Below are 23,936 nucleotides of genomic sequence, written 5' to 3' on the forward strand. Positions count from 1 at the left end.
GACTTCTTACAGCACCACTCGAACTCTCCGAGCGCCGTCCGGCACACGGCGGGCAGCCACGTGCCCTTCGCCCAGTACTGCTACACGATCACCACCCCAGCGACGCGGCCGAACCCGCCACCGACACTCGCCCTGGCACACCGCCAAGGCCCGAGGGCAGAGCGCCACCCACGCCCTGGCCATTCTGAACACGGCGAGTTCGTCGACCCCGGGTCACTGCCCTGAGTAGCTGAGTCTGTCGGGAATCTTGGAAGCCACGCCGCGCGTCGAGTTCCTCCGGCCCGGGCCGTGGGGGCCCGCTCCCCCGGCTGACCGACCACGACGAATTCTCGAGCCCCCAGGACTGGATTATCGGCGTGCCCGGCCTCCGCTACCGCAGGGAGAGGGGCGGCATCTGTCTGTACCGCCCCGGGGACCTCGTACTGGTCCAGGCCGCACTCGTTCTTGGCCGCCTGGAAGGCTTCCTCGACCAGGTCGGGGTTGGCGATGAGCGGGCGGCCCGCGGCCACGGCGTCGGCGTGTGCGGCTTCGATCAGCTGGACGGCTTCCGCGCGGGTGGGGATGGTGGTGAAGCCGTTGTTGGCGATCAGCTTGCCGCCGAAGCGCCGGCGCAGTTCCTGGACCAGTTCTCCGGTGGGTTCCTTGTGCAGGACGGAGAGGTAGGCCAGGCTCAGCGGACGGAGCTGGTCGAGGAGGGTGCCGTAGATGGCCAGGACGCCGGCCCGGACGCACAACACCTCGAAGGAGCGCTTCAGGTTGTGCGGCTCGATGGGCGTGCCGTTTCTTGGTGGTGAAGACCAGGCCGTGGCCGCTGCCCTTCCAGGCTTCGCCTGCGGCCTTCCTGTCCGCGAGCTGATTTTCTGACCCGGACCGACGGATACCGTGGGGGTATGCACAACGACCACCACGACCTCTCCTGGATCGGCGAGCACGCCTACGCCGACACGCCTTCTCGCGATACATCAGGTATGCGTGACGGGATCTCGTTGACCGCGATACGCGGCATTGACACGTCCGCGTGGCTCGAGCGCCTGGGCGCTGTCACGACCGGTACGCCGGTCGCGTACCGGCACTACACCGTCCCGGACGATGTCGAAGGGTCGCTCGCCATGGTCGGAACCAGTGGCGACTGGTCCTTTGTCCTGGAGGACGGGGACGCGGCCACAGTGTTCCTGTCCCAGTTCGACAACGATGACGTTCTGTCCCGTGAAGGAGAGGAGATGGTGTGTGTGACGCTCAACCGCCACGATGCGCCTGCCATGATCCTCTACTCCTCTCCGGCCGATGACCGGATGGCATGGTCGGCTGATTTCGGCACGGCCTTCCTGGACGGATACTCCGCGCTTCCCGAAGACACCGCGGCCCGCCTGTCCCTTCTTGACGACAGGCTCGCTGCTTACGGTGCCGTCCATGCCCGGCTCGCTTCTCCGGCCCGTCCGTGGTCGGAGATGGGCCTGTCGGACTGGGCGCCGGCCGTGTATCGGGCCGTCGGCTGCCTGTTCGGCATCCGGATCGACCGGGACGACGTCGAACAGGGACAGCTGCCCGCGGTGGTACTGCCGCAGCCCGTGTAGACGCGACCAGGACGCAAAGATGGGGAGGGGCGGCACGCCTGGCTGGTGTGCCGCCCCTCCCTTGTGCTGTTACAGGGTCAGCTCGTCTTCATGGTGCACTTGAAGACGCCGTTCTTGTCCTCGCAGTCACCGCTCATGCCGGTCTCGAGCCAGTACGGGTCGCGGTCGTCGAGACGGAGCTTCTTCGCGAAGCCCGCGGAGAACGCGGACATGGACCCGGAGTTGTGCTTTCCGGAGATCGCCGAGCGTCCGCAGACCTCCTTCCAGGTCGGCTTCATCCCGTCGATGTTGAGCAGGTGCACGCCGTCGGTCTGCTTCTTCGCAAAGGTCTGCACGCACTCGGAGCCGGAAGCCACCGGGTTGAGGCCGTCCTCGCTCTTGGGCTGGCCGGCGCTGTTGTACGAGGCGTTGAACGCGAACTCGTCACAGTTGGGCTTGTCGGTCGCATCCTGCATCGCGCCCGGGTCGCCGTACTTGTTGGCCCAGCCGTCTTCGTCGCAGACCACGGCACGGTTCTTGCCGTTGCGGCCACCTGGCAGGTAGTAGAGCGGCGTGTTACGGGTCTTGACGCCCATGGTGTTCGGCAGCTTCTCCTGCAGCAGCCAGGCGTGTGCTGCGGCCTGCGGGAACTTGGCCGCGTTGAACGTGTACGTGGGGGCGACATTGACGAAGATGCAGCCGCTCTTGCCGAAGGTCTTCTTCGTGTCGCAGCGGATCATTTCGAGGTCGGACGGGTCGTCCATGCCCCACTGGTAGCCGACGTCCTGGAGGCCGGGCATGTTACCGGCCTGGAGGATTCCGTCGATGCGGAAGTCGGTGCGGAAGTCGAAGGTCCGCTCCTTCTCCGTGTCGTCCCAGGTGAACGTGGTCTTGAGGTTGGCTTCGTGGGTGTCGGCGGCCGACGTCCACAACGGCTTGCCGTCCCAGTCCTCGTACGGCGCCTTGCCGGGGTCCTTGCACTGCGTATGGCCGGTGCAGAACTGGTCCTTCATGACCATCTCGATGGCCCGGAACAGCGGCGAGATGAGGACGGGCTTGATGTTGACGCGCTGCGTCCAGGTGGTGGTGCCGTCCAGCGAGATTTCGCGCGTCATGCTGAAGTACGCGGTGGCGTACGGCTTGCCGTCCATCTTGTAGTAGGCGGGGAACGTCTTGCTCTCGCACTCGACAGTGCGGGTCGCGAAGGCGGCCCTGCTCTCACCCGATGGGTTGGTGGCGCACCAGTCGGTCATGCCGTTGGCGGCTCGGGTCCCCGGCGCGCGTGCGACCTTCTCCTTGACCCGCTTCTGCTGTGCCTTCAGCTTCTGCTGGACCTCGGGGGGCAGTTCGTCGAACGTGAGGGACGGGCCGAAGCATGCCTGGGCGCCGTTCTTGTCGACCGGGCCGCACTGCTCCTTGAGCGGGGTCTTCCTCGCCGTCGGGCTGTAGGAGACGGGGGCTCCGAGGGGCCGGGTGATCAGGCCGGTGGGGACCTGTGCCGACTGGTCCGGGTTCGGGCTGTTCGTATCCGGATCGGGGAGCTTGAGGTCGACGGAGTAATCGTCACCGGTGTTGGTGCCGTTTCCGCGGAACGCCACGCTGACGGCGTCGGATGCTCCGCCATCGTTGGCGGTGCGGACGTTCAGTGTGTGCGAGGCGCGGGCGACCGCGGAACGCAGGCCGGTGTCGGCGGAACGCAGGCCGGTGTCGAACGTCACCGACGTCTTGCCGACGGCGTCAACGCGCTTCCACGCCGCACCGTCGAGCTGCCATTCCACCCACTTCGCCTTGTGGCCGGCGGGCAGGTTGACGGTGAACTCGCCCGGTTTACCGTTGTTGGCGACACTGGTCGGCTTGGCCGGCTTCTCCACGACCGGCACCGCGACCTCGAACTTGGACCACGGTGACCAGTCGGACTCGTACGCCTTGCCGTCGTAGGCGGAGGAGCGGACGAGGTAGGAGACGCCGTTCTTCAGCTTGCCCTTGGGGACGTTGACCGAGGTGGGCTTGCCGGATGCCACGTATTCGGAAACGAGGACGCCGTACTGGTTGGTGTCGCTCAGGTTGACCTTGGAGACCGGCTTCCACGCGGCGTCTGCGGTCCAGACTTCGAACGTGGAGGTCGCGGTGTCGCCGTCCGGGTCGATGACCGTGTTACGCAGGGTGGGCGTTTCAGTGTTGGTCTGCCACACGCCGGAGGTCTGCGTGAACGGCGGCCCGACCTGCGGTCCCTTGGGGGTGTTCGGTATCCCGTTTGCGGCCCGCCCTGTTGCGCCGGGAGCGCCGAACACGTGGGGCGGTGTCGCCGACGGCTTCTCGTCGGCTGCGGTCGCGCTGACGGTGTCGAGGGCGATCGCCGTCTCTGCTCCGGTACCGAGGAGCGTTGCTATGGCTATGGTCATGGCTAGGGAGGTGCGCCTCATGGTGAAGGCGCCCGATACCCGGTACTTCACTGTGCTGTTTTCCTGTTCGGTTGTCCTGATGTCGAACTTATGTCCGGCACCAGGCATGGGACTCTACCCCCTGGTCTGGACCAACCCACGGTCGGGTGAACCAGGGCAACCACCTGATAGCCGGGCAGCGTTCCACGCATCTGCATGAGGTGTCGAAGCGTCTCGCCACGGGTGCCCCGCAGGCGGCAGGCTGGGTGAGCTGCGCAGGGCGGTCGCCCCTCTCGCGCCCGCTGATCTGGTGGGCATCCCTGTCGCCATGGGCCATGCACGGGCCAGCGCGGCGTAGAGCGCGGCAGGCAGCGGCCCGAGAGCAGCTCGGCGGGCACGTCGAAGGAGGGGCAATGGCGGTCATGAAGCCGCTGTTAGGAGGCCGCCGTTCAGGGGGTGACGCCAGCATTGACGGCGACGACGGCACATAGAGGCACCTGATCGCTATCGTGGGCGATCAGACCGGGCGCCTGCCGAGGGCCTTCGGGCCGCTTCGGCCGCGTTCAGCTTGCTCTTTAACCTCTGGGTGTTTGCTTCTGATGCTGGCATGACATGGGGTCGGCGTCTGGTCAGGTTCGGCTCTGTACTGAGGTCTGATTAGACCGCCAGATTCGCTGCATAGATCCAGTCGAGGCCGTCGTATCCAGTCGTGTCGAGATGGGATGCACGGGTCAGGCCGACTCTGATGGCCACGCGTTGGGATGCGATGTTGGCCGGTCGGATGCGGGCGATCAGCGGTAGGTGGGAAGCGTTCTGGGCGGCCCAGGCAGAGACCGCGGTTGCTGCCTCGGTGGCGAAGCCGTGGCCCCACGCTGCAGGGGTGAACCGGTAGAAGAGATTGAGTGTCTTCGTGCCGTGCAGGTCCATCGGTTTGATTCCGCAAAATCCCAGTTGCTGGGGAGAGTTGTGACGGCGGACGACCCAGTAGCCGTATCCGTGGTGCTGCCACTGAGCGTCCCAGCGTTGATAGAGCGCCGCTGCCTCATCGAGCCGGGTGAGGGCATCGGAGGGGTTGTATCGGCAGGTTTCCGGGTCGCGGTGGACCGAGAGGATCGTGTCGATGTCGGCCTCGGCCGGACGTTGCAGTAAGAGGCGGTCGGTCTGTATCCGTTCGTCTGCCAGGCCCTGATCACTCATGTCAAGAGCGTATCCACCTGCGCGTGCAAGGCTTCAGATTCCGGTTCTGAGGCCGTCCCGCTCGATGATCGTCTCGGGGCGTCTGGTCGTCTTCCCGACGTCATAGCGGGTCGTGGGACGACGATCCTGGACCCACGGGGCTTTCCTGGTCCGGGCGTTGAGGGTTTCGGTGCACGGGCCGGACATGCCAGGTGCGGGCGAAGGTTCCGAAACCCGCGGCGGACAAGGGCCGGGGTGATCCGTGCAGGCTCGGCCGGCCTTTCCCAGGGGCGGCGGAGGTCGGCCGCGGCATCACGGGTGAGCCGGAGTTGGGTGTGGGCGGCGATCACGAGCCACGTCCAGCGGTCTCCGGCTTCGGGCGTGCGGAGTTTCGGTCGGGTCCAGCCGAGGGTCTGCTTCATCAGCCGGAAGGTGTGCTCGATGTCGAACCTTCGCAGGAACGCCTGCCAGCGGACGTCGACACACTCGCCGCTCAGACCGGTGGCCGACGACCACAGCCAGAGGGGCAGAGGGTCTGCGCCGCCGGGCAGGTGGTCGACCTGGAGGCGGATCAGCGTGCCTTCGATGATGGGGAGTTCGCCCGTGTGGTCGATCCACGCAGAGCGGGTGGTCAGCCTCGGGTGGAGGCGGTCTCAGGCCATTGCGTGGGCGACGCCGTACCGGTCGGTGACCTGGACCGTTGCCGCATCCGGCTCGCCCCATGTCTCCGGCTTGGCGAAGCGGAACTCCTTGCCGTGCTTCGGCGGTCGCCCGCCCTGGGGAGGTGGAGGTGGCCATCTGCGCGGCTGGGATCAGGCACGGGGCCTCGCACACGGAGGTCATCGTCAGTGGGGATGGGCGGTGCATGGTCATTGAGATCGGCGCCCGCCTCGCCGCGGGGCAAATCGGGTTCCTGATCCAGCACGCCCTGGGCATCGACGTCTGGGCGGCGCTGCTCGATGTCGCCCTCGGCCGGCCTGCCGCTCTCGCCCCTTCCGCCCGCGGATATGCGGCCGTGCGGTTCGTGACCAGTCCGCACACCGGGCGGCTGACGTCGCTCTACGGCTTCCCCAGGAGGGGGCCGGGCGTGCCGTTCGTCCGCTGGCGGGCGGCAATCGGCGGCCTCGTCCGCGAGCCGGGCGCCAACGGTCATCGGCTGGGGTCGTTCGTGGTCACCGGCCTTGATGCCGTCGAGGTCGAGGAGCGGGCCGATGCTCTCCTGCGGCGGGTCCGTATCCACGTGGAACCAGCTCCGGAGAACACCGGTCAGGTCAGGCCGGCGAGCACTTCGGCCATCGCGCTGTAGCTCTCACGGACCGCGTCCGCCTTGGCCAGCCGGTGGCGCTCAAGGCGGATCGCGCCCAGGTGTCTGGCCTCGTAGACCCGCGCCCGCCACACCGCGGCGGGCGAGCGGTCCAGCACTCCGTAGGACTCCCAGAACGCGGTCCGTTCGTCGTCCTTGGCTCTCGCCATGCGGATGGTCCAGTCAGCGGCGGGGTCACCGAACCAGGTGCGGTCGAAGTCCAGCACCCCAGTGATCACCGGCTCCGGGGCTGCCGGGTCCATCAGAGCGTTGACGGTCCTTCACTAGGCTCCCTGGAGTTGTCGGATTCGACGGCTTTGAAGGGGACTTGGAGGAAAAGTACGAGGATGGGTGGAGAGTCGAGTTCTACGACTTCCTCAAGCCTCCACCGGCTCTGGCTGACGAGGAACTCGCGGCCTTCGGTGACCTTCATGAGCGGGCCGCCCGGAATGGGGCTCGGCACGGTACGCCGATCCTCATCCCGCCGACCGGGGTGCTGCCTGACCCTCGCCTGAACCTGTTCTTCCGCGTCAGTCCCATGATGGGACGGAAGCCGAGGACCTGGCGACGTTACGCCATGGCCCTCGTGGTGTGGCTCAACTTCCTCGACGCCATCGGTCGCCACTGGGCCGTGGCAACACCGCGGGACGTGGAGGCATTCAAGGACTGGCGCCTGACGGACGTACGGAACGCCGAGCGTGTGAAGCCGGGGAGCTTCGACACCGACCGCGCCGCGCTGAACACCTTCTACACCTGGGCCTCCGGCGCATACGCGTTGGCGAACCCCGTCCCGAGCGTCCCGACCGCCGAGGAGGACGAGCGCCAGGACGAGGTGATCGGCCCGGACGGCGGCCGTCGCTCACGCGACGGGCTTCGGCCCACGGGAGCGCGGCGGCGGCAGATCAAGTGGATGCTGCGGGCGGCCTTCGAGCAGTGGCGGGACATCGGGCTGCGCGGCTACGGCTTCGACGGGCTGCGGATTCCGGGCTGGCGCGGGGTGAACGAGGACCGCGACGCGGTCTTCGTCGACGGGCTATACGGCACAGGGCTCAGATTGCAGGAGTGGGCGAGCATCTTGGACGTGGAGATGCCCCTGCGGGCGGTGGGCCGCTTCCCGAAGGCGTGGCTGGCGGCGGCGTGCATCAAGGGGGCGAAGAAGGAGGGGCGGACGTACCGGGTCCCGCGCCGGGTGTTGAAGGACATCGAGGGCTACTGCGACCCGCTGGAGGGCTCGCGGACGGAGGCGAGCCGGCGGGCCCAGCGCACCGGCCGGTACGAGCGGCTGCCGTACGTGCGGGTGGTGACCGGCTACAACGCCCGTACCCGCACGCTGCGTATCGAGGGAGCCGAGGGAGATCCGGAGAGCCTGCTGTCGCTGGACGTGATCGCGCCTGACGAGCGGCGGCTACTGTTCCGCCGTACGGAGCACGGGCTGGAGCCGCTGGCGCTGTGGCTCGCACCGTCCGGGATGCCGAAGAAGCCGGACGGCTGGGAGGACACCTTCCAGGCGGCGAACGCGCGGATCGCCGAGAGGTGGGTGCAGTGGACCGCGCCGCACCTGCAGGGCGAGGAGCGGGAGCGCCGTAAGGAGCAGTGCCCGCTGTGGGCCCGGCCCCATATGTGCCGGCACTCCTTCGCCCTGAAGTGGTTCTCGGTGCTGTCGCTGGTGTGGCAGCCGTCCGTGGAGGGGTTCACGGCCGAGGAGTTGGCTGACCTGCGCGAGCAGTTCGGCGGCATCTGGTACGCACTGTCCACTTTGCTAGGGCACGACGACCCGGAGGTCACCAAGGACATCTACCTGGAGCCGTTCACCGCGCTGCAGGTCGACTATCTGATGGCGCTCCTGGACGAGGACGAGCAGCCGGCCGTCGACGCGCTCATCTGCACGGTCGCACACGCCGGAGGCCGGACCCTGCTTCCGGTCGGCGCCGCGGCGGGCGCTCGCGGAGAGGCGGGACAGGCGTGAGCACACGATCGCGGGGAGGCCGGAAGGCGTCCCAGCCGCCCGCAGGGTGGCAGCCCCCGGAGCGGCTGCTGTCGGAGGGGGATGGCACCGTGGTGCGGTTCCTGGCACAGTCCGGGGACACCGAGCGGATCTTCGACTTCGGCAATATCCAGGACAAGAACGGGGACCTGGTCGAGATCGCACTCGGGATCCAGCAGTGGCTGGCCAGGGCCTTCACCCGTCGGACGTCTCCACGGTCCGGTGTCACCCGGCTCTCGGGAGCCAGTGCCGTATACACGGCGGCGACGCTGATCGCCCGGTACTTCACGACCCTTGATCCCGCGCCCGTGAATCCCGGTGAGGTCACCCCGGTGCACATGCGGGGGCTGTGGGAGTTCTGCGGCCGGGTCCGGTCCCAGCGGACGTACCTGGAAGCGCTGCGGGCGCTGCTACGTGACGATCAAGAGCTGCCCGAAGCGTCGCGCGCCGAGCTCTTCGCGCAAAAGCTCCCGGAGTACGACGACCGGCAGGCGACGCTGGCCTACACGGACGAGGAGATGCAGGCGATCATGACCCGGGTTCGCGGCGATGTGCGCCGTGCCCGGGACCGGGTCCGCGCAGGACGGGCGCTGCTGGAGCGCTTCCGTGCAGGTGAAATCCCCGAGGACAGCAGTGACTTCGAACTCGGAGAACTGCTGGATCACTTTGATCGGATCGGAGATCTGCCGCGCTACCCCAGCGGCAGGGTGACGTTTGCCGCGTCGCGCTGCGGTGGGGCGACAGGCATCGGCCCGCGCTTGTGTCTGACCGTGCCCGAGATGACAGCATTCGCCTTGCTGCTGACCGCTCTGACAACGGAGAACTTCGGCACGGTGGCGGCCTGGCCCGCCGTGCACTACCGGCCCGACGGAGGGTTCGCCGATGGCGGCGTCGCGCTGGTAGAGGCGGTCAAGCCACGGCGCGGCCCGGACCGCGAGCACATGGTCACAGCTCTGGAAGATCTGCCACCTGGTTTGAGCGACCTCCTGCAGTCGACGGACGACCTTCCCCTGTTCCGCTCGCCGACCCGGGTCTACCAGCTCCTGCTGGAGCTGACCGACGTCCCACGACGCCATGGCGGTCACACCCTGGCGCTGAGCGGTTTCACCCCGCGGCCCACCAGCTCGAAGCCTCCGTGGCCGCAGGGCGTGCGGGCGTCGTACATCGGCAAGTGGGCGGTCCGGCACGGCTTCCCCACCGGGGAGGCGCCGCCGGGCGGGCCGCCGCCAGTGGAGGCACGGAGGATCCGGCAGACCGGCATCGAGCACAACCGCCGGCCGGTCGCGCAGACCCGGCGCACGATGAACGACTACTACCTCAAGCGCAGCCCCGAGGTGCAGCGCGAGAGCCGCACCGTCGTGGGCGATGTACTGCGTGCCGAGGTGGGCAAGGCGCGGGCCCGCCGCCAGATTCCCGTGATCACTGCCGCTCTCGTCGACAAGGCACGCACGGACCGGCGACCACCGGCACCTGGTGGAAGAGTTCCAGGCCCAGGTCAAGGCCCAGTCCTCCACGCCAGAGGCCATGCAGAAGGTCACCGAGCAGAACGCCGCCCTGAAAGAGGAGCTGGCCGCCGCGAAGGAGTCACTGGCCGCCGAACGCGAACGCAACGCGGCCCTGGTCCGTATCGCGACCGAACTGTCACTCGAACTGGAACAGGCCCGCGCCGAGCTCGCCTCCGCGCAGCAGGTGTCGCAGTTGCCTGCCCCGCGCACTTCGCGGCCGCGCCCTCGCAGACGCCGGTGAACCTCGGCCGCCCGCGGTACGGTGCTCCGGCAGGCCCTCCCGTCGAGGAGCATCCGTTCATGGACTACCAGCCGATCCCGCGCACGCCCGACGCCTTCCAGCAGCCGGTGGCGCCGGAGGAGATCGCGGCCATCTGTCGCCGCACCTTCGGCAGCGGCACCCAGGTCACCGCCGCCGTCGAGCTCGGCGGCGGCATGTACAACACGACCCTGCGTGTGCACGTCAGCGGTGAGGACCGGCCGGTCATCCTCCGCGTCGCACCACAGCCGCACAAGCAGTTCCGCAGCGAACGCGCCCTGATGCGCAACGAGTTCGCGACCCTTCCCTACCTCGCGCCGATCGCCCCGCTGATGCCCCGGCTCATCGCCGCCGACTTCACCCACGAGGTCATCGGGCGGGACGTCATGGTCCAAACGCTCCTGGACGGCGTTCCAGCCGCCGATCAGCTCGGTACCTACCCACGATCCAGCTGGCCGGGCTTCTTCCGACAGCTCGGTGAGGTCGCACGCACCGTGCACGCGGTACGCGGCCCGAACTTCGGCCCCGTCGCCGGCCCCGGCTGCACCACTTGGAGCGAGGCGCTGGCCGCCTCCTTCACCGACATCGCCACCGACCTCGACGCCGCCGGACTGGACGTTACTGACCTGCGCAAGGTCGCAGACCTGGTCGACCAGCACCGAGCCACCTTCGACGAGATCACCGAGCCCCGTCTCCTATCGGGCGATTTCTGGACAATCAACTGCCTTATGGATGCGTCGGCCCCCGTGCCCGCACTCAGCGGAGTGATCGACTTCGACCGCACCCTGTGGGGCGATCCAGCAGCTGACTGGACCATCCGCATGGCAAAGGCCAAGCCCGACGAGCGAGAGGCGTTCTGGGAGACGTACGGCCCCCAGGACCAGTCCGACGCCGCGACCTGGCGCTCAAAGATCTACGAAGCCCGGCACCTCGGCGCCGTCCGTCTGGAGCGCCACCGCCTCGGCAACCGGGAAGGCGTACGGCACAGCTACGAGTCAATGGCCGCCATTCTGACAGCCGCAGCCTGACGCCCGACACTGAATGGCCGCTGCGCGGGGAAGACTGCGGACACACGCCGGCGGATGGGGAGGGGGCGGTGTCCGTGGCCGCGGTCGGCAGTACGGACTCGGCGCTCAAGCGGGCCAGGGTGGCGCGGAACATGACGCTGGAGGAGGCAGCCGACACCCTGAACGCGATCACCGGAGGCGCCTCGGACGCGAGCCTGTTGAGCGCGTGGGAGTCCGGCCGGCGCCGGACCGGCAAGCGGAACCGGGCTGGGCTGTGTCAGCTCTACCGCGAACGCCCGGAGGTGCTGTTCGCCCACCAGGACGGGGCGGCCACCAGTGTGCTGGAGTCCTCCGGCACCGCAGTGGTGGTCAACGTGCTCACCCGCTGGACCGACCTGGTCGAGGCGATGGTCGACGTCGCCGCCGGAGCGCGCGAGCACCTGGTCGTCACCGGCTCCCGCAGCCGAGAAAAGGCGTATCTGGGGGCGATCGAGACGGCCGTGGCCCAGCGCCCGGACCTGGTCCACTACCGGGTGTTGTACGGGCCGCCGCGGCACCGCGTGCTGGCCGACCACCTTCTGCGGCTGCTGGAGCTACGCGATCCGTCCGCGCGCCGCAACGGCGTCAAGACGCTGCACATCGGGATGGTGGAGCCCACCGAGGCGCTGGAACGCTTCTTCGTCGCCTCGGAGACCGCGGCGGTGGTGCCGCTGCCGTCGTTCCACGGGGCGGAGGGGTTCGACTGCGGTGTCTTACTCGGTCGCGAGGCGGCGGTGGGTCTGGTTCACCATGGGCGGGAGGCGTGCGCGTCCGCACGGCCGGTGGAGACGATCGAAGCCGTCCGTGCGCTGCCGGTACGGCACAACTGACGTGGTGGGGAGAGACGTGAGCGATAACCTTCAGCAGGCGGCCGAGGCCCGTACGGCGTCTGTGATCCAGCTGGCCCAGGAGCTGGTCCGGTGCCCGAGCCGGGCCGGGATCGACGACTACGGGCCCGTCCTTACCGTGCTGGAGGACTGGCTCGCCGCCCGTGATCTGCCGCACCGACGTCTCCACGACGACGGGGGCGCCCTGGTGGGGCTGCTCGTGGAGATCCCCGGCGGGCACCCAGGGCCCTGGTGGACGCTCGACGCGTGCGTGGACACCGCCCCATACGGCGACGAGACCGCCTGGTCCTTCCCGCCGGCTTCCGGCGACATCGTGGACGGATGGCTGCTCGGCCGTGGCTCGTCCGACTCCAAGCTCGCCGCCGCGATGTTCTGCCACATCGCCGCCGACCTGCTGCCCCGCGCCGCTGACCTGCACGGCGGGCTCGCCGTGCTGTTGGACGTCGACGAGCACACCGGCGGCTTCGGCGGCGCCCGTGCCTACCTCGCCGACCCCACTGCGGCCCGCCCTGCCGGGGTGCTGATCGGCTACCCGGGGCTGGACGAGGTCGTGGTCGGCGGCCGTGGCCTGTGGAGGGCCTCCCTTGCCGTGCACGCCCCCTCCGGGCACTCCGGGTCCAGCAAGAGCGTGGTCGGCGCCATCTCCCGCGCCGCCCACCTCGTGCGGCTGCTGGACGCCGCCGACCTGCCCGGCGTCGACGGGACCTCGGCGTTCCCGCTGCCGCCGAAGCTGTCGGTAACGTCCTTCCACGGCGGCCAGGGCTTCTCGGTCACCCCCGACCGGTGCGACCTCAACGTCGACATCCGCACCACCCCGACCTTCGACGCCCACGGCGCCGAGACGCTCGTCCGCAAGGCCGTCGCCGAGCTGGATGCGGAGCTGCCCGCCCCGAAGCCGACCGAGGTCACCCCCATCGCCACGTGGCCGCCGTTCCGCCTGGCCGAGCGCGAGCAGCCCGCCGCCGCCCTGCTGAACGCCGCCGCCGAGACCGGGCTGATGGTGAGGGCGAAGACCGCGGGGCCGTCGAACATCGGCAACCTGCTCGCCGGGGAGGAAATCCGGGCCACGGCCGGATTCGGGGTGCCGTACGAGGGGCTGCACGGCATCGACGAACGCGCCCACCTCGCCGAGCTCCCCACGGTGTACGCCGTCTACCACCGGGCCGTGCTCGATCTCCTTGGGGGCTGATGTCCCAGGCACGTCCCAGTTTTCTCCCAGATCCGCTCCCAGCAAGTCCCCATCTCCGTCTCTGGGAACAGATCTTCGGTCGTGGTGACATAGAGGCAGCACCACCTCACATCCACCGATGACAAGGGAGGCCGGTCATGGCCGAGCAGACCATCGTCACCACCCAGCCCGCCGTCGAGGACAAGCCCGCCGCGGCGCCGAGCACCGGCGGCTTCGCGCCGCAGATCAGCACCCACCCGGTGGCGACCCTCACCCTGGGCCGCCAGATGTTCAACGACTCGGACAAGTCGAACTACTTCGAGGGCTGAAAGGCCCGCAGGACCTGACCGAGCACCCCGGGGCCGGCCGTACGACGGCTGGCCCCCGGGCGCGTCACAGGGCTGATCGAAAGGGGAGGCGAACGGATGGAACGGGAGTGGATGACCGGCGGCATGGCCGCCGTGGACGGATTGACGATCGACGGGCTCGGCGACGTGCGCCGGGCTGCGGGAACGTGGGTACAGGCGGTCGCCGAAGGGCCGGTCGCCCTCGCTGTGGTGGGCGACTGCCCGGTCCCCGAGCAAGAGCTGCACGCCGCGCTTGCGGCCGTACGGGCGGGGCAGTGGGGCGAACTGACCCGGTGGCCGGGCTCGTACTGGGTGGTCGCGAGTGACGGGCGGCAGCGGTTCGTGTGCGGCGACCTGGCCGGTATCCGGGCCGTCTACTACACCTTGCGAGGCGACGAAGGGACGGCGTGGGCGACCGAGGCCCGCCTCCTGGGGCGTCCGCTCGTGCCGGATCTGCCGTGGCTGGCGGCCCGGCTGACAGCGGGTGAGCACCACTGGCCGCACCGCAGCCCGTACGAGGACATCCGCCTGGTGCCCGGCGGTTTCGGGCTGCTGCTCGCGCCGGGAGCGCCGCCGCAGCTCATCGACGTCTCCGGCATCACACCGGTGGACGAGCTCCGCGAGGGCGCCGACCGGTTCGGTCAGGTGCTCACTGAGGCTGTCCAGCACCGGGTCCGCGCCGCCGGTGGGGTAGTGGGGGCGGACTTGTCCGGCGGGCTGGACTCCTCGGCGGCCGTCGTGCGGCCGCCGACGCCGGGACCGTGCACGCGGTGGCGTACACGGACGGGTACACCAGCGGCGAGGACATGGCGTTCGCCTCCCGCGTGGCCGAGCACACCGGGATCGCGCACACGGTCGACATGGGCGCCGACGAGCAGTTGCCGTTCTCCTTCCCGGCCGGGCAGCCGACGGGGGTGGAGCCGGTGCTGGAGGCGGCGATGTTCGCCATGGACGCCTCGTATCTGCACCCGGTGCGCGGGCTGCCGCTGCACCTGACCGGACACGGCGGGGACATCGTGCTCGACTCCTCTTCAGCGTGCTGGGTGCGGCTTCTCCAGGACGGCCGACGCCGCCAGGCTCATCGCCAGGTCGTGGCGTTCGCCCGGCTCCGCAACACCGCACCGGGCCCGTACTGGAAGGCCCTGAAAGAGGCCGCCGTCCTCGGCCGGGCCGGTGCCCTGGAACGCGCGGCCAAGGCCCTGGAGCGCGGGCCCATCACCCCGCAGGCCGCTGTGGCCGGCTGGTCGTGGTGCCGGCTGGGGGCCGGTGCGTCGTGGCTGACCGGCTACGGCCGCCACCAGGTCGCCGCCCTGCTGCGGCAGGCCGCCCGCGACCAGCAGCCGGAAGACACGGACGAGTTCGACCAGTGGGCCGCCCTGCGGTCGGTGGGCGCCTCGGCCCGCGGCTGGGCCCCGTACGGTCAGGCGCTCGGCATCCGGCCGGTGTATCCGTACCTGGACAACCAGGTCGTCCGCGCCGCCTTCGCCGTCCCGGCCCTTGCCCGGCGCGGGCTGGTGGCCTACAAGCCGCTGCTAAGGGCCGCGCTGCCCCAGCTCCCGGACTGGCTGACCTCCCGCCGGTCCAAGGGCTCGTTCACCGCCCAGCACATCGCCGGATTCGCCCGGCATCAAGGCCGGCTCGACGAGCTGACCGCTTCCAGTCCGCTCGCGGCCGGCGGGCTGATCGACCCCGCGGCCGTCCGTACCTCGCTGGCTCAGGCAGCCCGGGGGCAGAGTGCCACGGTGATCGCCGACCTGCACCAGTTGATCGTGACGTGCTGGTGGCTCACCGGCCAGACGACCAGGAGGGAGGTGGCAGCGTGCTGATCCCCGCCCGCCACATTCACCACAACACCGGCCCGGACGGCACAGCGGTGATCGACGTTCGGCGGGAGACATGGCTGATGCTTGATCAGGACGCCTCCCGGATCTGGCATGCCATCACCGTCCGCGGCAGCACCGCCGGGCTCGCCGACGAGATCACCATCCCCCCCGGCCAGGACCCCCAGCAGGTTGGCGGCCAGATCGCCGCGTTCGTCGAGGAGCTCGTGGCCGCCGGCGTGCTCGTCGACACCGACCGGCCCCGTCGAGTACGGCAAAGGTGGTGGCGGCGATGACGGTCATGGTCCCCACCGCCCGGCCCACCGTTCCACGGCGCGACCGGTTGGTGGCCTCCGTCGCGCTCGCCCTCTCCCTGGCCGTGAGCCCGTTGCCGTTGCGCTGGAAGGTCGCCGCCGTGCGACGGCTGCGCGGCCTGCCGTACGCGCGCCTGGCCCGGCTCGAAGCCCTCCACCTCGCGGTGCAAGCGGTGATTCCCTCGTGGTGGCCGGGCCGGATCGCGTGCGCCGAGATCAGTCTCGCCACCGTTATCGCGACCGCGCTGACCGGCTGCCAGGCCCGCTGGGTACACGGCGCCCGCTTCATGCCCCACGCCGCACACGCCTGGGCGGAGGTCCCCGAGGGCGCGGTCGGCCGGGACATCGGCGACGCCGTCGACCGGCCCTGGATGCCAGTCCTCACCGTGCCGTAGAGGGGCCTTGGGCCGCCGTGGCCCGGGGCTGGCCCGAGCCTCCCCGCCCCGGACCACGGCTTCACTCGATCGGATGAAAACCGGGCGGAATGACTGACGGTAAGGGCCTCTCGACCAGCGGCGACGCGGAGTTGCCGGAACAATCCGGTTGCCCGGCCGCCTCGTTCAGCTCCCTGATAGCGCTCGTGAGTTCTTCTGTATCCTCGCCGCCCGTCGCCACCGCGGGCCAGCCGCCGGTCATGCGCCTGGCCTCCGACCGGCACTTCGAGGCGAGCGTCAACCTGTCCACCGCCGCGATAGCGCGCCGACTGCCCCACACCCTCGCCGAGGCGGCCCGGCTCAGCTGGCGCACCGACCGCCCCGCCGTCCTGGCCCTGCTCGGCTGCCAGATCGGCGCCGCCGCCCTTACCGCGACCGCACTCGCAGCCACCACCCGCGTGCTGGCCGCCGTCTTCACCGGAGGCGACATCGCCAGCGGGCTCCGGGGCAACCTGACCGCCGTGGTGGTTCTTACCCTCGCCGCGTCCGGCCGCTACCTGCTGGACGCCGCGGCCCGCGCAGCCGCCGCCCGGCTCGCGCCGAAGGCCGTACGCGAAGCGGACCTTGCGGTCATCACCGCGGCGACCGCCGCCGAGCTGGTGGCGTACGAGGACCCGGACTTCGAGGACGCCCACGCCGCCGCCTCCGACGGAGCGGAGAAGACTGGCGACCTCATCCTCGACGCCCAGCTCCTCACGTCCGCGGCGGCGCAGATGGCCGCCGCAGCGACGGTCGTCACCGTGCTGCACCCGCTGATGCTCCCCTTGCTGGTCCTCTCCGTCGTCCCCTGCGCGTGGGCCACCGTACGCGGCGCTCGGATCGAGCACGCCGCACACCACCGCAACCTCGCCGACTCCCGGCTCCGCAACGTCTTCCGTTCCTACACCACTGAGCGCAACACCGCCGACGAGGTCCGCGCGGGCACCATGGCCGCCTTTCTTATTCGGCAGTACCGCATCGTCTCCGGCCGCCTGGAGGCCGAACAACTCAAGGCCACCCGGCAGGCCCTGGTCGTGCAGGGGATCGGTGACGCACTCACCGTGGTTGGCACCGCTGCGACCTGGGGCGTGCTCGTGTTCCTGGTGGCGAGTGGCCAGATGGAGCTTGCGGTCGCGGGGACGGCAGCCTTGGCGGTACGGACCTCTATGGCGGCTCTTGCGACGACGGTGCGGGCCGGGGCCCGGCTGTTCCGCACCTCGCTGTCCCTGGACGACTGGGCCCGGTTCCTCGCCGTGGCCAAGCCGTGGACGACCCGCCGTGGCTCGGCCCCGGTCGCCGAGGCCGGACCGCAGCTGATCACCACCCGGGGCGTCTGCTTCACCTACCCTGGCGCCGACACCCCCGCGCTCGACGGCATCAACCTGGACCTCAAGCGCGGTGAGGTCATAGCCCTGGTCGGCGAGAACGGCGCCGGCAAGAGCACCCTCGCCCGCATCTTGACCGGCCTCTTCCTGCCCACCAGCGGTTCGGTGCGGTGGGACGGGGTGGACCTGGCGGACGCCGACCCGGCCGGGGTGCTGTCCAAGGTTGCGCTCGTGCCGCAGGACTACACCCGCTGGCCGTTGGCTGCCCGTGAGAACATCACCCTCGGCCAGCCCCGCCCCGACGGCGACGCTGCCGTGCACGCCGCTGCCGAGGCGGCCGGCGCCGACAGCGTCATCGCCGCGCTGCCCCACGGGCTGGACACCTCGCTGGCCCGATCCTGGTGGGGAGGACACGACCTCTCGGGCGGGCAGTGGCAGCGCGTCGCGGTCGCTCGCGCGTTCCATCGCGATGCTCCCGTCCTCGTGATGGACGAGCCGACCGCCGCGCTCGACGCCCGTGCCGAGCACCGGATTTACACTCGGCTCAGGGCACTCGCCGAGGGACGGGCGACCGTGTTCGTCACCCATCGGCTGGCCAACACCCGCCTCGCCGACCGCATCATCGTCCTCGACCGAGGGCGCATCGCCGAGATGGGCACCTTCGACGAACTCGTCAACCAGGGAGCCACCTCGATCTTCTTTGAGATGCTCAAACTCCAGGAAGATCGGACGTAACCCCAGTCAGATCCAGGCCCTTCACTTGGCTGCGGATGAACACCTGGAGGTACCCGACAACAGGTTTCTCGACAACCGACTTGCCTAGTGAACGGTCCACAGGTCTCCGGTCAGCAGCCTCGGTTCGGTGACCTCGTCGAGCAGGGCACGGTCGTGCGCGGCCACTGCGGCGACCTTCCGTACGTCGGCTGCGTCCAGGCCGGCACTGTCCAGGTCGGCGGCGATCTCCTCCAACGACGCGATCACCGTCTCGCTCCACGTCCCGTACCCCGGGCCGCCGACGGGCCCGAAGTGCGGGCCCCGCACGTCGTGCACGGAGCGGGTGACGGCTCCCATCTGCCGGAAGAACACCGGCCACGCGGTCCGCGGATACGCTCCCAAATGCTCCGGGGCCGGGATGCCGTCCAGGTGGGTCTGGATCATCCAGTCCCGGCCGACCACCGCATGCGACCAGTCCGCGGCAAGCATCTGCGGCATCAACGGCGCGATCACCGCCAGCCACGGCAGGCTCGCGAACTCGTTGCGCATCAGGTGGCGCTCACTGCGGAATTGGCGGCCCTCTTCCGGCGCGACCCGCAGGATCACCGGCTGGGCCTGGTCGGCCAGGGTGACGCGGTAGACGTTGTTGTACATCCCCGTACCCAGCTCGACAGCGGACACGGGCGTGGCGTCGCCGCCGAAGGCCCGTCGGCAGACCTTCCCGATCTCCTCCGCGGTCAGTGACTGCTGGAACGCCTCCGAGGCAATCCATGCCGCTCAGGATGCCCCGCCCGGAGACTGTTCGTTACATACACCGCGTAGGCGGCCCCGCACCGGTGTGGCCGCCACGGGGTGACCGACACCCGGCGGCGTCGTTGGACATGGCATCGCATGCATGAACATCCGGCCCCGCGCTTATACGCGAGCGAGCCCCGGGTCTGCATTGGGCCGGGGCTCCCGGACTGTTCGGGGAGCGGCTGCTACAGGTCGAACTCGAGGTGCTCGATGTCCGTGAAGCGGACCTCCTCCAGGGAGCCGGCGCGGCGGCCGCCGTCCTGGAAGTAGGCCCACCCACCAATCGCCGGGTAGCCGGTGCGGGCGCCGCCGACACGCCGGGCACGCGCTTCGAGGTCGTTCACAGGTGCTGCCCCTGGACAGGCAGCGGCCCTGATCAGGCATCTGACCAGGGCGTATTCAAGCGAGGGCCCGGAAGCGGAGTCCGGGAGATTCAGTCGGCGGGACGCTGGCCCACGAGCTGGGTGAGCAGCTCGATGATCTGAGCCTGGTTCTGGTCGATCTTGCTGCTGAGTGCCTCGACCTTCTGGTCCAGGTTGCCGACCTGGAGGCGTACCGCGGTGAGGTCGGACTTGATGATCCCGAACTCGCGGTCGTGCTTCTCCGCGACCTCTTCGAAACGCCGGGTCAGAGCAGCGAGCTCACTGTGGGCGATGGGGTCCTCGGGCACGCGGGCACTCCTGCCAGATCACAAAAACCGCAGATAACAGGACTCCACGATATCGCGCCCGCACCCTGTGCCAGCTCTGCTTCGCCTCGCGAACTCCGCTCCTCATCGCAGCGAAGCCCCGGGACCGTGACTTCCCGGGGCTTCGCTGCGATAAGGGCGAAGGGGCGGCGATGAGCAGGGTGGCGAGATAGAGGAACAGCACGTGGAATCGGAACGGCCGGGACGTCGCCGTCGACCGGCTGCGCGGCCGCGGCTTCAGCGCGGGCCTTGGCGGCGGCCTGCTGCTCGCGGACCTGCGCCCACCTGTGTTCGCGGATCCACGCCTGCGCGCGGAACGTGTCCACTTCCGCGTGGAGGAGCGGGAGGAGGACCTTGCGGCGCAGGGCGTTGGCGGGGCGCGGCGGCAGGCGGCACGTCTTGTGGGGCGGCGCGTTTACCCGGCCTGCGACAACGGCAGCAACCGGAGTGAAGCCGAAAAGGGGAGGGGCGGGCGTGCAGGACGACTTACTGGTGGTCGGGTTCGACCTGGAGACCCGGCGGGAGGTGCACGTCTCGGAGCGGCCGCCGGATCACTGGAAGCGACTCGGATACGGCGGGACGGGCCAGCTGGTGTGCTTCTACTGCTTCCACGGGTTCGAGGCCCCGGCGGGCACCCAGGTGCCGCTGGTGACGCGGGGGCGGTTAGGTGGGAAGGTCCGCCGACACTTCGCGCACCCGCCCGGGCAGGCACCGGCTGGTGGCCACGGACCGGAAACGGTCTGGCACATCACGTCCAAGCACCTCTTGGCGGCTTGGGCCTGGTCCCGGCCCGGGGCGGAACGGGTGCGGCTGGAACAGTGGACGGAAGATCAAGACCGGCGGGCCGATGTCGAGGTGCTGCTGCAGGACGGCACAAAGATCGCGCTGGAGGCGCAGCGCAAGCTCATGACTGATGACGGATGGCGGGCCCGTCACCGGGACTACGCACGCCAAGGCGTCGTCGACGTCTGGTTCTGGCGGCCGCGGGTGCACTTTCCGCACATCGTGCTCGACGAGGGCCTGCCGGTGTGGTTCTACTCCGTCTCCAAGCGGGAGGCGGCGACGTCGCTGGGGCGGCCACACGCGCGTGTGCACCAGTGGTGGCAGGCGCCGGACCTGGCGGTGTTCGGACTGCATCACCCGCCGTGCGCGCTGGATGAGCTGGAGCGCGTGACGATGCCGCTCGGCGCGCTGGGCCTGGGGCCGGGCGGAGCGGTGCTGCCGGAGGACCTGCAAAAGCGGTTGCTCGACTCCCAGCGGGAGTCGCGGGAGGAGGCGAAGCGGCGGAAGGACAGCGAGGCCCGATATGCACGGGCGGTCCGCGAGTCTCAGGAACGAGCAGTCACGGCAGCGGCTCCTGCGCCTGTGCCACCGGTGCCGGCGGGTGGTCTGCGGTGCGAGGTGTGCCGCCGTCCGCTGGACCCGCTACTGGCGAAGAACCGGCGGCACATCCTGTGCTGAACATACGGACTCCCGGTTGGGCCCGTTGGGTCTAACGGTCCCAACCGGGGCTGATCATTGCGAACCCTCGCGGGCTGATGACGACCCGTTTCGGCATCAGCCGCGCCCAGGCGGAGCAGAGGGTGGCCGGCTACTCAGCGGCGTGGCCGTGCGAATCACGCAACTCCCACCAGAGCTGGTCGAGCTCTGTACCCTGCGGGAAGAATCCCGTCCAGCCGGAATCCGGCGCGGCGAAACGCGCCAGCATCTTGCGGCGCAGGACCGGGTCGTCCGTCATGGTGGTGTGCAGAACGACGTTCGCTGACGGTTCTGCGGACCGATCCCACCACTGAGGGGCGTTGCCTTCATCGTCCATGGGGGTCGGGTAGTGCTCGACCGTCCTTACCGGCAGGAACGGGCCGTGCCCGGTGAAGTCGATGCCGAGGTGGTGCTCACGCGGGCCGACCCGCAGGGAGGGGTCGCGCCGCCGTCCTCACACTGAAAGCGGCGCCGACGCAAGGCCGGTGGGCAGGCCCCCGGGCACGCTATGCGGCCCGGGGGCCTTCTGCTGTCACGGGCTGGCGGCATCGCACTGGAGTGCGCGTAGGCCCTGGGATCTCGGGCCGCTGCCCCTGTGGGCTACGTGGCGGCCGGGAGGGGCTCTGTGAGGCGGTCCAACCACTCGTAGAGGGCACGCACGAGCCGGGCGTGGTTCTGCGCGCAGTGGTGCCCTGCATCGGTTGGGGACAGTTGGCAGCACTCGGGCTGGAATGGGCGGCGACGCCGTAGACCCGGGCGGCGAAGTGAGCGAAGCGGCCCCCTGACAATCCCTGTCGGGGGCCGCTTCAGTGGCGTCGGGGTCAGGACCCAGCGAGCGCAGGGGGTTCGAGTGGACGTGGAACCGGGAGACGACGACACGTTGGCCGGCCACTCCTCTCGTCCTGCGGCGGGCGAGGAGGCGTCGTGGGCAACGGGCGGTCTACCGGTCGGCAGAGGCCCGGGATGCGTCCTTGCCCCACTGCGCGTCAGCGAGCCAGGCGGGCAGGATGACGGCGCCGTCGCTGTAGACGAACGGCGACGAGGTGGGCGGCTGGGACGCTGCTCCTCGCAGAGCCTCCCCCTCCTCCTGCGAGACCGGCGTGTCACGGACGGTCAACACGTTGTGGAGGTCTCCCTCCAGGCCAGGGGCCGTCACCGTGCCGGAGAACCGGGCAGCCTTAACGAGTTGGTGGGCGAAGTTCCACCAGCACAGAAAGATGAAGTCGCCTTCGATTTCACGTATGACGGGCTGGAGTTCCAGCCACGACATGTGGCCGGGGTCGATGTCGACGTCGAGGTAGTCCTCGAACTCCTCCTCCTGCTTCCAGGTTTGGGAGAAGGATGTGGACACGGAGGTCTTGACGACTCCGTAGAACTCCGCTTCGAGGGACGCCTGGATTCCGATGGTGGTCTCGGCCCCGACTGTCTTCTTGCCTCCCACATGGCGTTTGATGGTCTTGGGTGTGTCGTTCTTGACCGCGTTACCCAGGGCCTTTCCCGGGCCGTAGTAATAGGTCATCCTGCGCGGACGCCCCAGTACACCCCCGGACCAGCGTGCTCCCTCACCGAATGTCCAGCCGTCCGAGGGGACGTCCTTGGGGTCCATCTCGTCCAGTTCTTGGACTTTGGCGGGGTCGACGCCGTACGACCACAGTGTCTCATCGACCCATTTGTTGTCCGGTTCCCGAACCAGGAGTTCCTCTTGCCCGGTCTTCGTCTGCAGAGCCATCAGGGTTCCCTTCGTTCTCGTAGCTGCTTTGGGACGGCGCCTACGTGCAGTAGGGCTGTGGAATATGGGGTGCCCTTCGCGCTGGCTGGCATGAGAGGGCGGGATAGTTGTGGCTGGAAGGCATCGAGGCTGCGCGAAGAACACGCCAGGCCGGTTGCCACAGCCGGCCCCCGAACAAGATGGCGGCACTGCTGCCTCTCGGCCCCCGTGCGCGTCCCAGGCATCCTTGAGGGGCACCTTGCATCTCGGCTGGGGATAGCTGCTTGACCGACACGTCCAAGCCCTTACTGGGTGTTTTCAACTTCTGTTGTGACGATCACGGGCCTCTTGCCGGGGCTCACGTCGGTCGGCTGTACTGGCAGCTGGTGGCGCCTGGGCCAAGACAGGGGCGCTTGTGATCATCCGCCCTTCCGGCATAGCCACCCGTTCACGGACGTAACGTCGTTCGGCTTCGCCGTTACCGCAACGCCCTGGCGGAACGTCCACTTATGCCCCACGGGTACCACGTTGGCCCTGGCCTGCGGCGTTGAGGAAGAAAAGCACCTACTTAGAGGATGGAGGTGGCGCTGATGGCCCCGCCGCCTCCTCCGTTGTGGGGAAAGTCGAGGGGGAGTTGGCTGTGATTACTCAGCACCCCGCTGGTTGTGTGGTGTGGCCTACGGCCGCGACTTGCTTATTTGCATTGATCATTGTGTTGTTAAAGGCCGCGTTGCCGATACCGACGATGTTCTCGCTCGCTACGGCAGATGCGGCCGACGCTGCGATGCCAACCGAGGCGATGCCCGTGACCGTGGCCAGCCGGCGGGTAGTGCATGAAACGGTCATAATTCTCCCTGGTGGATCGCCCAATTACCGGACAACGACTCTTCCACCCTCAGGTCACAACGGCCGCCACCTGTGGGCCCCGGCCAGCAAGGTCCTCCTCCTCTCCTGCCGCGGACCTGGCCACGGTCAGTGTCACGCCGCGGTCACTTGCCGGGCCAAAGGGTCCGGTGATTACGAGGTAGAGGTCTGGCCCCCGGTTCGGCAGGCCAGGACGAACCCGAGCCCGCTCCGGTACCGTTCTGGGCGCACCACCCGCGGGTTCGG

At 69.3% G+C, this 23,936-nt stretch carries 21 protein-coding genes and 2 pseudogenes; 13 read left to right on the forward strand and 10 right to left on the reverse strand.

Features of this window, described 5'->3' with window-relative positions; all coding sequences use genetic code 11:
* The first annotated feature begins 356 nt into the window (after positions 1 to 356).
* Positions 357 to 794, forward strand: a complete 438-nt coding sequence (locus tag ACOBQB_RS10215) for a hypothetical protein (RefSeq protein ID WP_423590771.1) — start codon at positions 357 to 359, stop codon at positions 792 to 794.
* Positions 795 to 890: 96 nt separating this feature from the next.
* On the forward strand, positions 891 to 1,574 hold the full coding sequence (locus ACOBQB_RS10220; protein ID WP_423590772.1) for a hypothetical protein: 684 nt from the start codon (positions 891 to 893) through the stop codon (positions 1,572 to 1,574).
* 77 nt (positions 1,575 to 1,651) lie between these two features.
* Here ACOBQB_RS10220 and ACOBQB_RS10225 read toward each other — a convergent pair whose 3' ends face one another.
* The 3 genes and pseudogenes from ACOBQB_RS10225 to ACOBQB_RS10235 form a co-directional block, all read right to left on the reverse strand.
* A complete protein-coding gene (locus ACOBQB_RS10225; protein ID WP_423590774.1) occupies positions 1,652 to 3,955 on the reverse strand; it encodes a hypothetical protein in 2,304 nt (767 codons plus the stop codon).
* Between the two features lie 636 nt (positions 3,956 to 4,591).
* The gene (locus tag ACOBQB_RS10230; protein WP_423590776.1) at positions 4,592 to 5,131 is read right to left on the reverse strand and encodes a GNAT family N-acetyltransferase; all 540 of its coding nucleotides are present in this window, start codon (positions 5,129 to 5,131) and stop codon (positions 4,592 to 4,594) included.
* 33 nt (positions 5,132 to 5,164) lie between these two features.
* A pseudogene (locus ACOBQB_RS10235) lies at positions 5,165 to 5,892 on the reverse strand (transposase); the annotation flags it as partial.
* A gap of 83 nt (positions 5,893 to 5,975) precedes the next feature.
* On the opposite strand from ACOBQB_RS10235, the gene ACOBQB_RS10240 reads away from it, so the two are divergent.
* Positions 5,976 to 6,416 (forward strand): hypothetical protein, encoded by a 441-nt coding sequence (locus ACOBQB_RS10240; RefSeq protein ID WP_423590778.1) that lies wholly within the window; start codon positions 5,976 to 5,978, stop codon positions 6,414 to 6,416.
* On the opposite strand, the gene ACOBQB_RS10245 is transcribed toward ACOBQB_RS10240, so the two are convergent.
* Together ACOBQB_RS10245 and ACOBQB_RS10250 are read right to left on the reverse strand one after the other, a co-directional pair.
* Complete coding sequence (locus ACOBQB_RS10245; protein WP_423590779.1) at positions 6,377 to 6,676, reverse strand: hypothetical protein; 300 nt, start codon at positions 6,674 to 6,676, stop codon at positions 6,377 to 6,379. The genes ACOBQB_RS10240 and ACOBQB_RS10245 overlap by 40 nt on opposite strands.
* The gene (locus ACOBQB_RS10250) at positions 6,676 to 6,876 is read right to left on the reverse strand and encodes a hypothetical protein (RefSeq protein WP_423590781.1); all 201 of its coding nucleotides are present in this window, start codon (positions 6,874 to 6,876) and stop codon (positions 6,676 to 6,678) included. Before ACOBQB_RS10250 ends, ACOBQB_RS10245 begins: the two co-directional genes overlap by 1 nt.
* A 75-nt stretch (positions 6,877 to 6,951) precedes the next feature.
* On the opposite strand from ACOBQB_RS10250, the gene ACOBQB_RS10255 reads away from it, so the two are divergent.
* The 9 genes from ACOBQB_RS10255 to ACOBQB_RS10295 all read left to right on the forward strand — a co-directional run bounded on the left by ACOBQB_RS10255 (position 6,952) and on the right by ACOBQB_RS10295 (position 18,177).
* Complete coding sequence (locus tag ACOBQB_RS10255) at positions 6,952 to 8,379, forward strand: integrase (protein WP_423590782.1); 1,428 nt, start codon at positions 6,952 to 6,954, stop codon at positions 8,377 to 8,379.
* Positions 8,380 to 8,735: 356 nt separating this feature from the next.
* Positions 8,736 to 11,189, forward strand: coding sequence for a phosphotransferase (locus ACOBQB_RS10260; RefSeq protein WP_423590784.1), 2,454 nt, complete (start codon positions 8,736 to 8,738; stop codon positions 11,187 to 11,189).
* 68 nt (positions 11,190 to 11,257) lie between these two features.
* Positions 11,258 to 12,037 (forward strand): XRE family transcriptional regulator, encoded by a 780-nt coding sequence (locus tag ACOBQB_RS10265; protein WP_423590785.1) that lies wholly within the window; start codon positions 11,258 to 11,260, stop codon positions 12,035 to 12,037.
* A gap of 16 nt (positions 12,038 to 12,053) precedes the next feature.
* The gene (locus ACOBQB_RS10270; protein ID WP_423590787.1) at positions 12,054 to 13,244 is read left to right on the forward strand and encodes a M20 family metallopeptidase; all 1,191 of its coding nucleotides are present in this window, start codon (positions 12,054 to 12,056) and stop codon (positions 13,242 to 13,244) included.
* Positions 13,245 to 13,381: 137 nt separating this feature from the next.
* Entirely contained in the window at positions 13,382 to 13,552 is a 171-nt protein-coding gene (locus ACOBQB_RS10275) for a hypothetical protein (RefSeq protein WP_423590789.1), read from the forward strand.
* Between the two features lie 788 nt (positions 13,553 to 14,340).
* Positions 14,341 to 15,396, forward strand: coding sequence for an asparagine synthase-related protein (locus tag ACOBQB_RS10280; protein ID WP_423590791.1), 1,056 nt, complete (start codon positions 14,341 to 14,343; stop codon positions 15,394 to 15,396).
* Complete coding sequence (locus tag ACOBQB_RS10285; protein ID WP_423590792.1) at positions 15,390 to 15,686, forward strand: PqqD family protein; 297 nt, start codon at positions 15,390 to 15,392, stop codon at positions 15,684 to 15,686. The genes ACOBQB_RS10280 and ACOBQB_RS10285 overlap by 7 nt, the downstream gene beginning before the upstream one ends.
* Positions 15,683 to 16,099, forward strand: a complete 417-nt coding sequence (locus ACOBQB_RS10290) for a lasso peptide biosynthesis B2 protein (RefSeq protein WP_423590794.1) — start codon at positions 15,683 to 15,685, stop codon at positions 16,097 to 16,099. Before ACOBQB_RS10285 ends, ACOBQB_RS10290 begins: the two co-directional genes overlap by 4 nt.
* A gap of 185 nt (positions 16,100 to 16,284) precedes the next feature.
* On the forward strand, positions 16,285 to 18,177 hold the full coding sequence (locus ACOBQB_RS10295; protein WP_423590796.1) for an ABC transporter ATP-binding protein: 1,893 nt from the start codon (positions 16,285 to 16,287) through the stop codon (positions 18,175 to 18,177).
* An 84-nt stretch (positions 18,178 to 18,261) separates the two neighbouring features.
* Here ACOBQB_RS10295 and ACOBQB_RS10300 read toward each other — a convergent pair whose 3' ends face one another.
* The 3 genes and pseudogenes from ACOBQB_RS10300 to ACOBQB_RS10310 form a co-directional block, all read right to left on the reverse strand.
* Entirely contained in the window at positions 18,262 to 18,837 is a 576-nt protein-coding gene (locus tag ACOBQB_RS10300; protein WP_423590797.1) for a phosphotransferase family protein, read from the reverse strand.
* Between the two features lie 299 nt (positions 18,838 to 19,136).
* Positions 19,137 to 19,220, reverse strand: a pseudogene (locus ACOBQB_RS10305) (XRE family transcriptional regulator); the annotation flags it as partial.
* A 164-nt stretch (positions 19,221 to 19,384) separates the two neighbouring features.
* A complete protein-coding gene (locus tag ACOBQB_RS10310) occupies positions 19,385 to 19,621 on the reverse strand; it encodes a hypothetical protein (protein WP_423590799.1) in 237 nt (78 codons plus the stop codon).
* 492 nt (positions 19,622 to 20,113) lie between these two features.
* Between ACOBQB_RS10310 and ACOBQB_RS10315 the strand changes: the two genes are divergently transcribed.
* Positions 20,114 to 21,100 (forward strand): competence protein CoiA family protein, encoded by a 987-nt coding sequence (locus ACOBQB_RS10315; protein ID WP_423590800.1) that lies wholly within the window; start codon positions 20,114 to 20,116, stop codon positions 21,098 to 21,100.
* Between the two features lie 130 nt (positions 21,101 to 21,230).
* Here ACOBQB_RS10315 and ACOBQB_RS10320 read toward each other — a convergent pair whose 3' ends face one another.
* Both ACOBQB_RS10320 and ACOBQB_RS10325 read right to left on the reverse strand, forming a co-directional pair.
* Positions 21,231 to 21,455 carry a hypothetical protein gene (locus tag ACOBQB_RS10320; protein ID WP_423590802.1) on the reverse strand — a complete coding sequence of 75 codons (225 nt, stop codon included), beginning with the start codon at positions 21,453 to 21,455 and terminating at the stop codon, positions 21,231 to 21,233.
* Between the two features lie 603 nt (positions 21,456 to 22,058).
* A complete protein-coding gene (locus ACOBQB_RS10325; protein WP_423590804.1) occupies positions 22,059 to 22,847 on the reverse strand; it encodes a hypothetical protein in 789 nt (262 codons plus the stop codon).
* Between the last annotated feature and the right edge of the window lie 1,089 nt (positions 22,848 to 23,936).

It is taken from the genome of Streptomyces sp. G5(2025) (assembly GCF_049542075.1).
GTDB lineage: Bacteria > Actinomycetota > Actinomycetes > Streptomycetales > Streptomycetaceae > Streptomyces.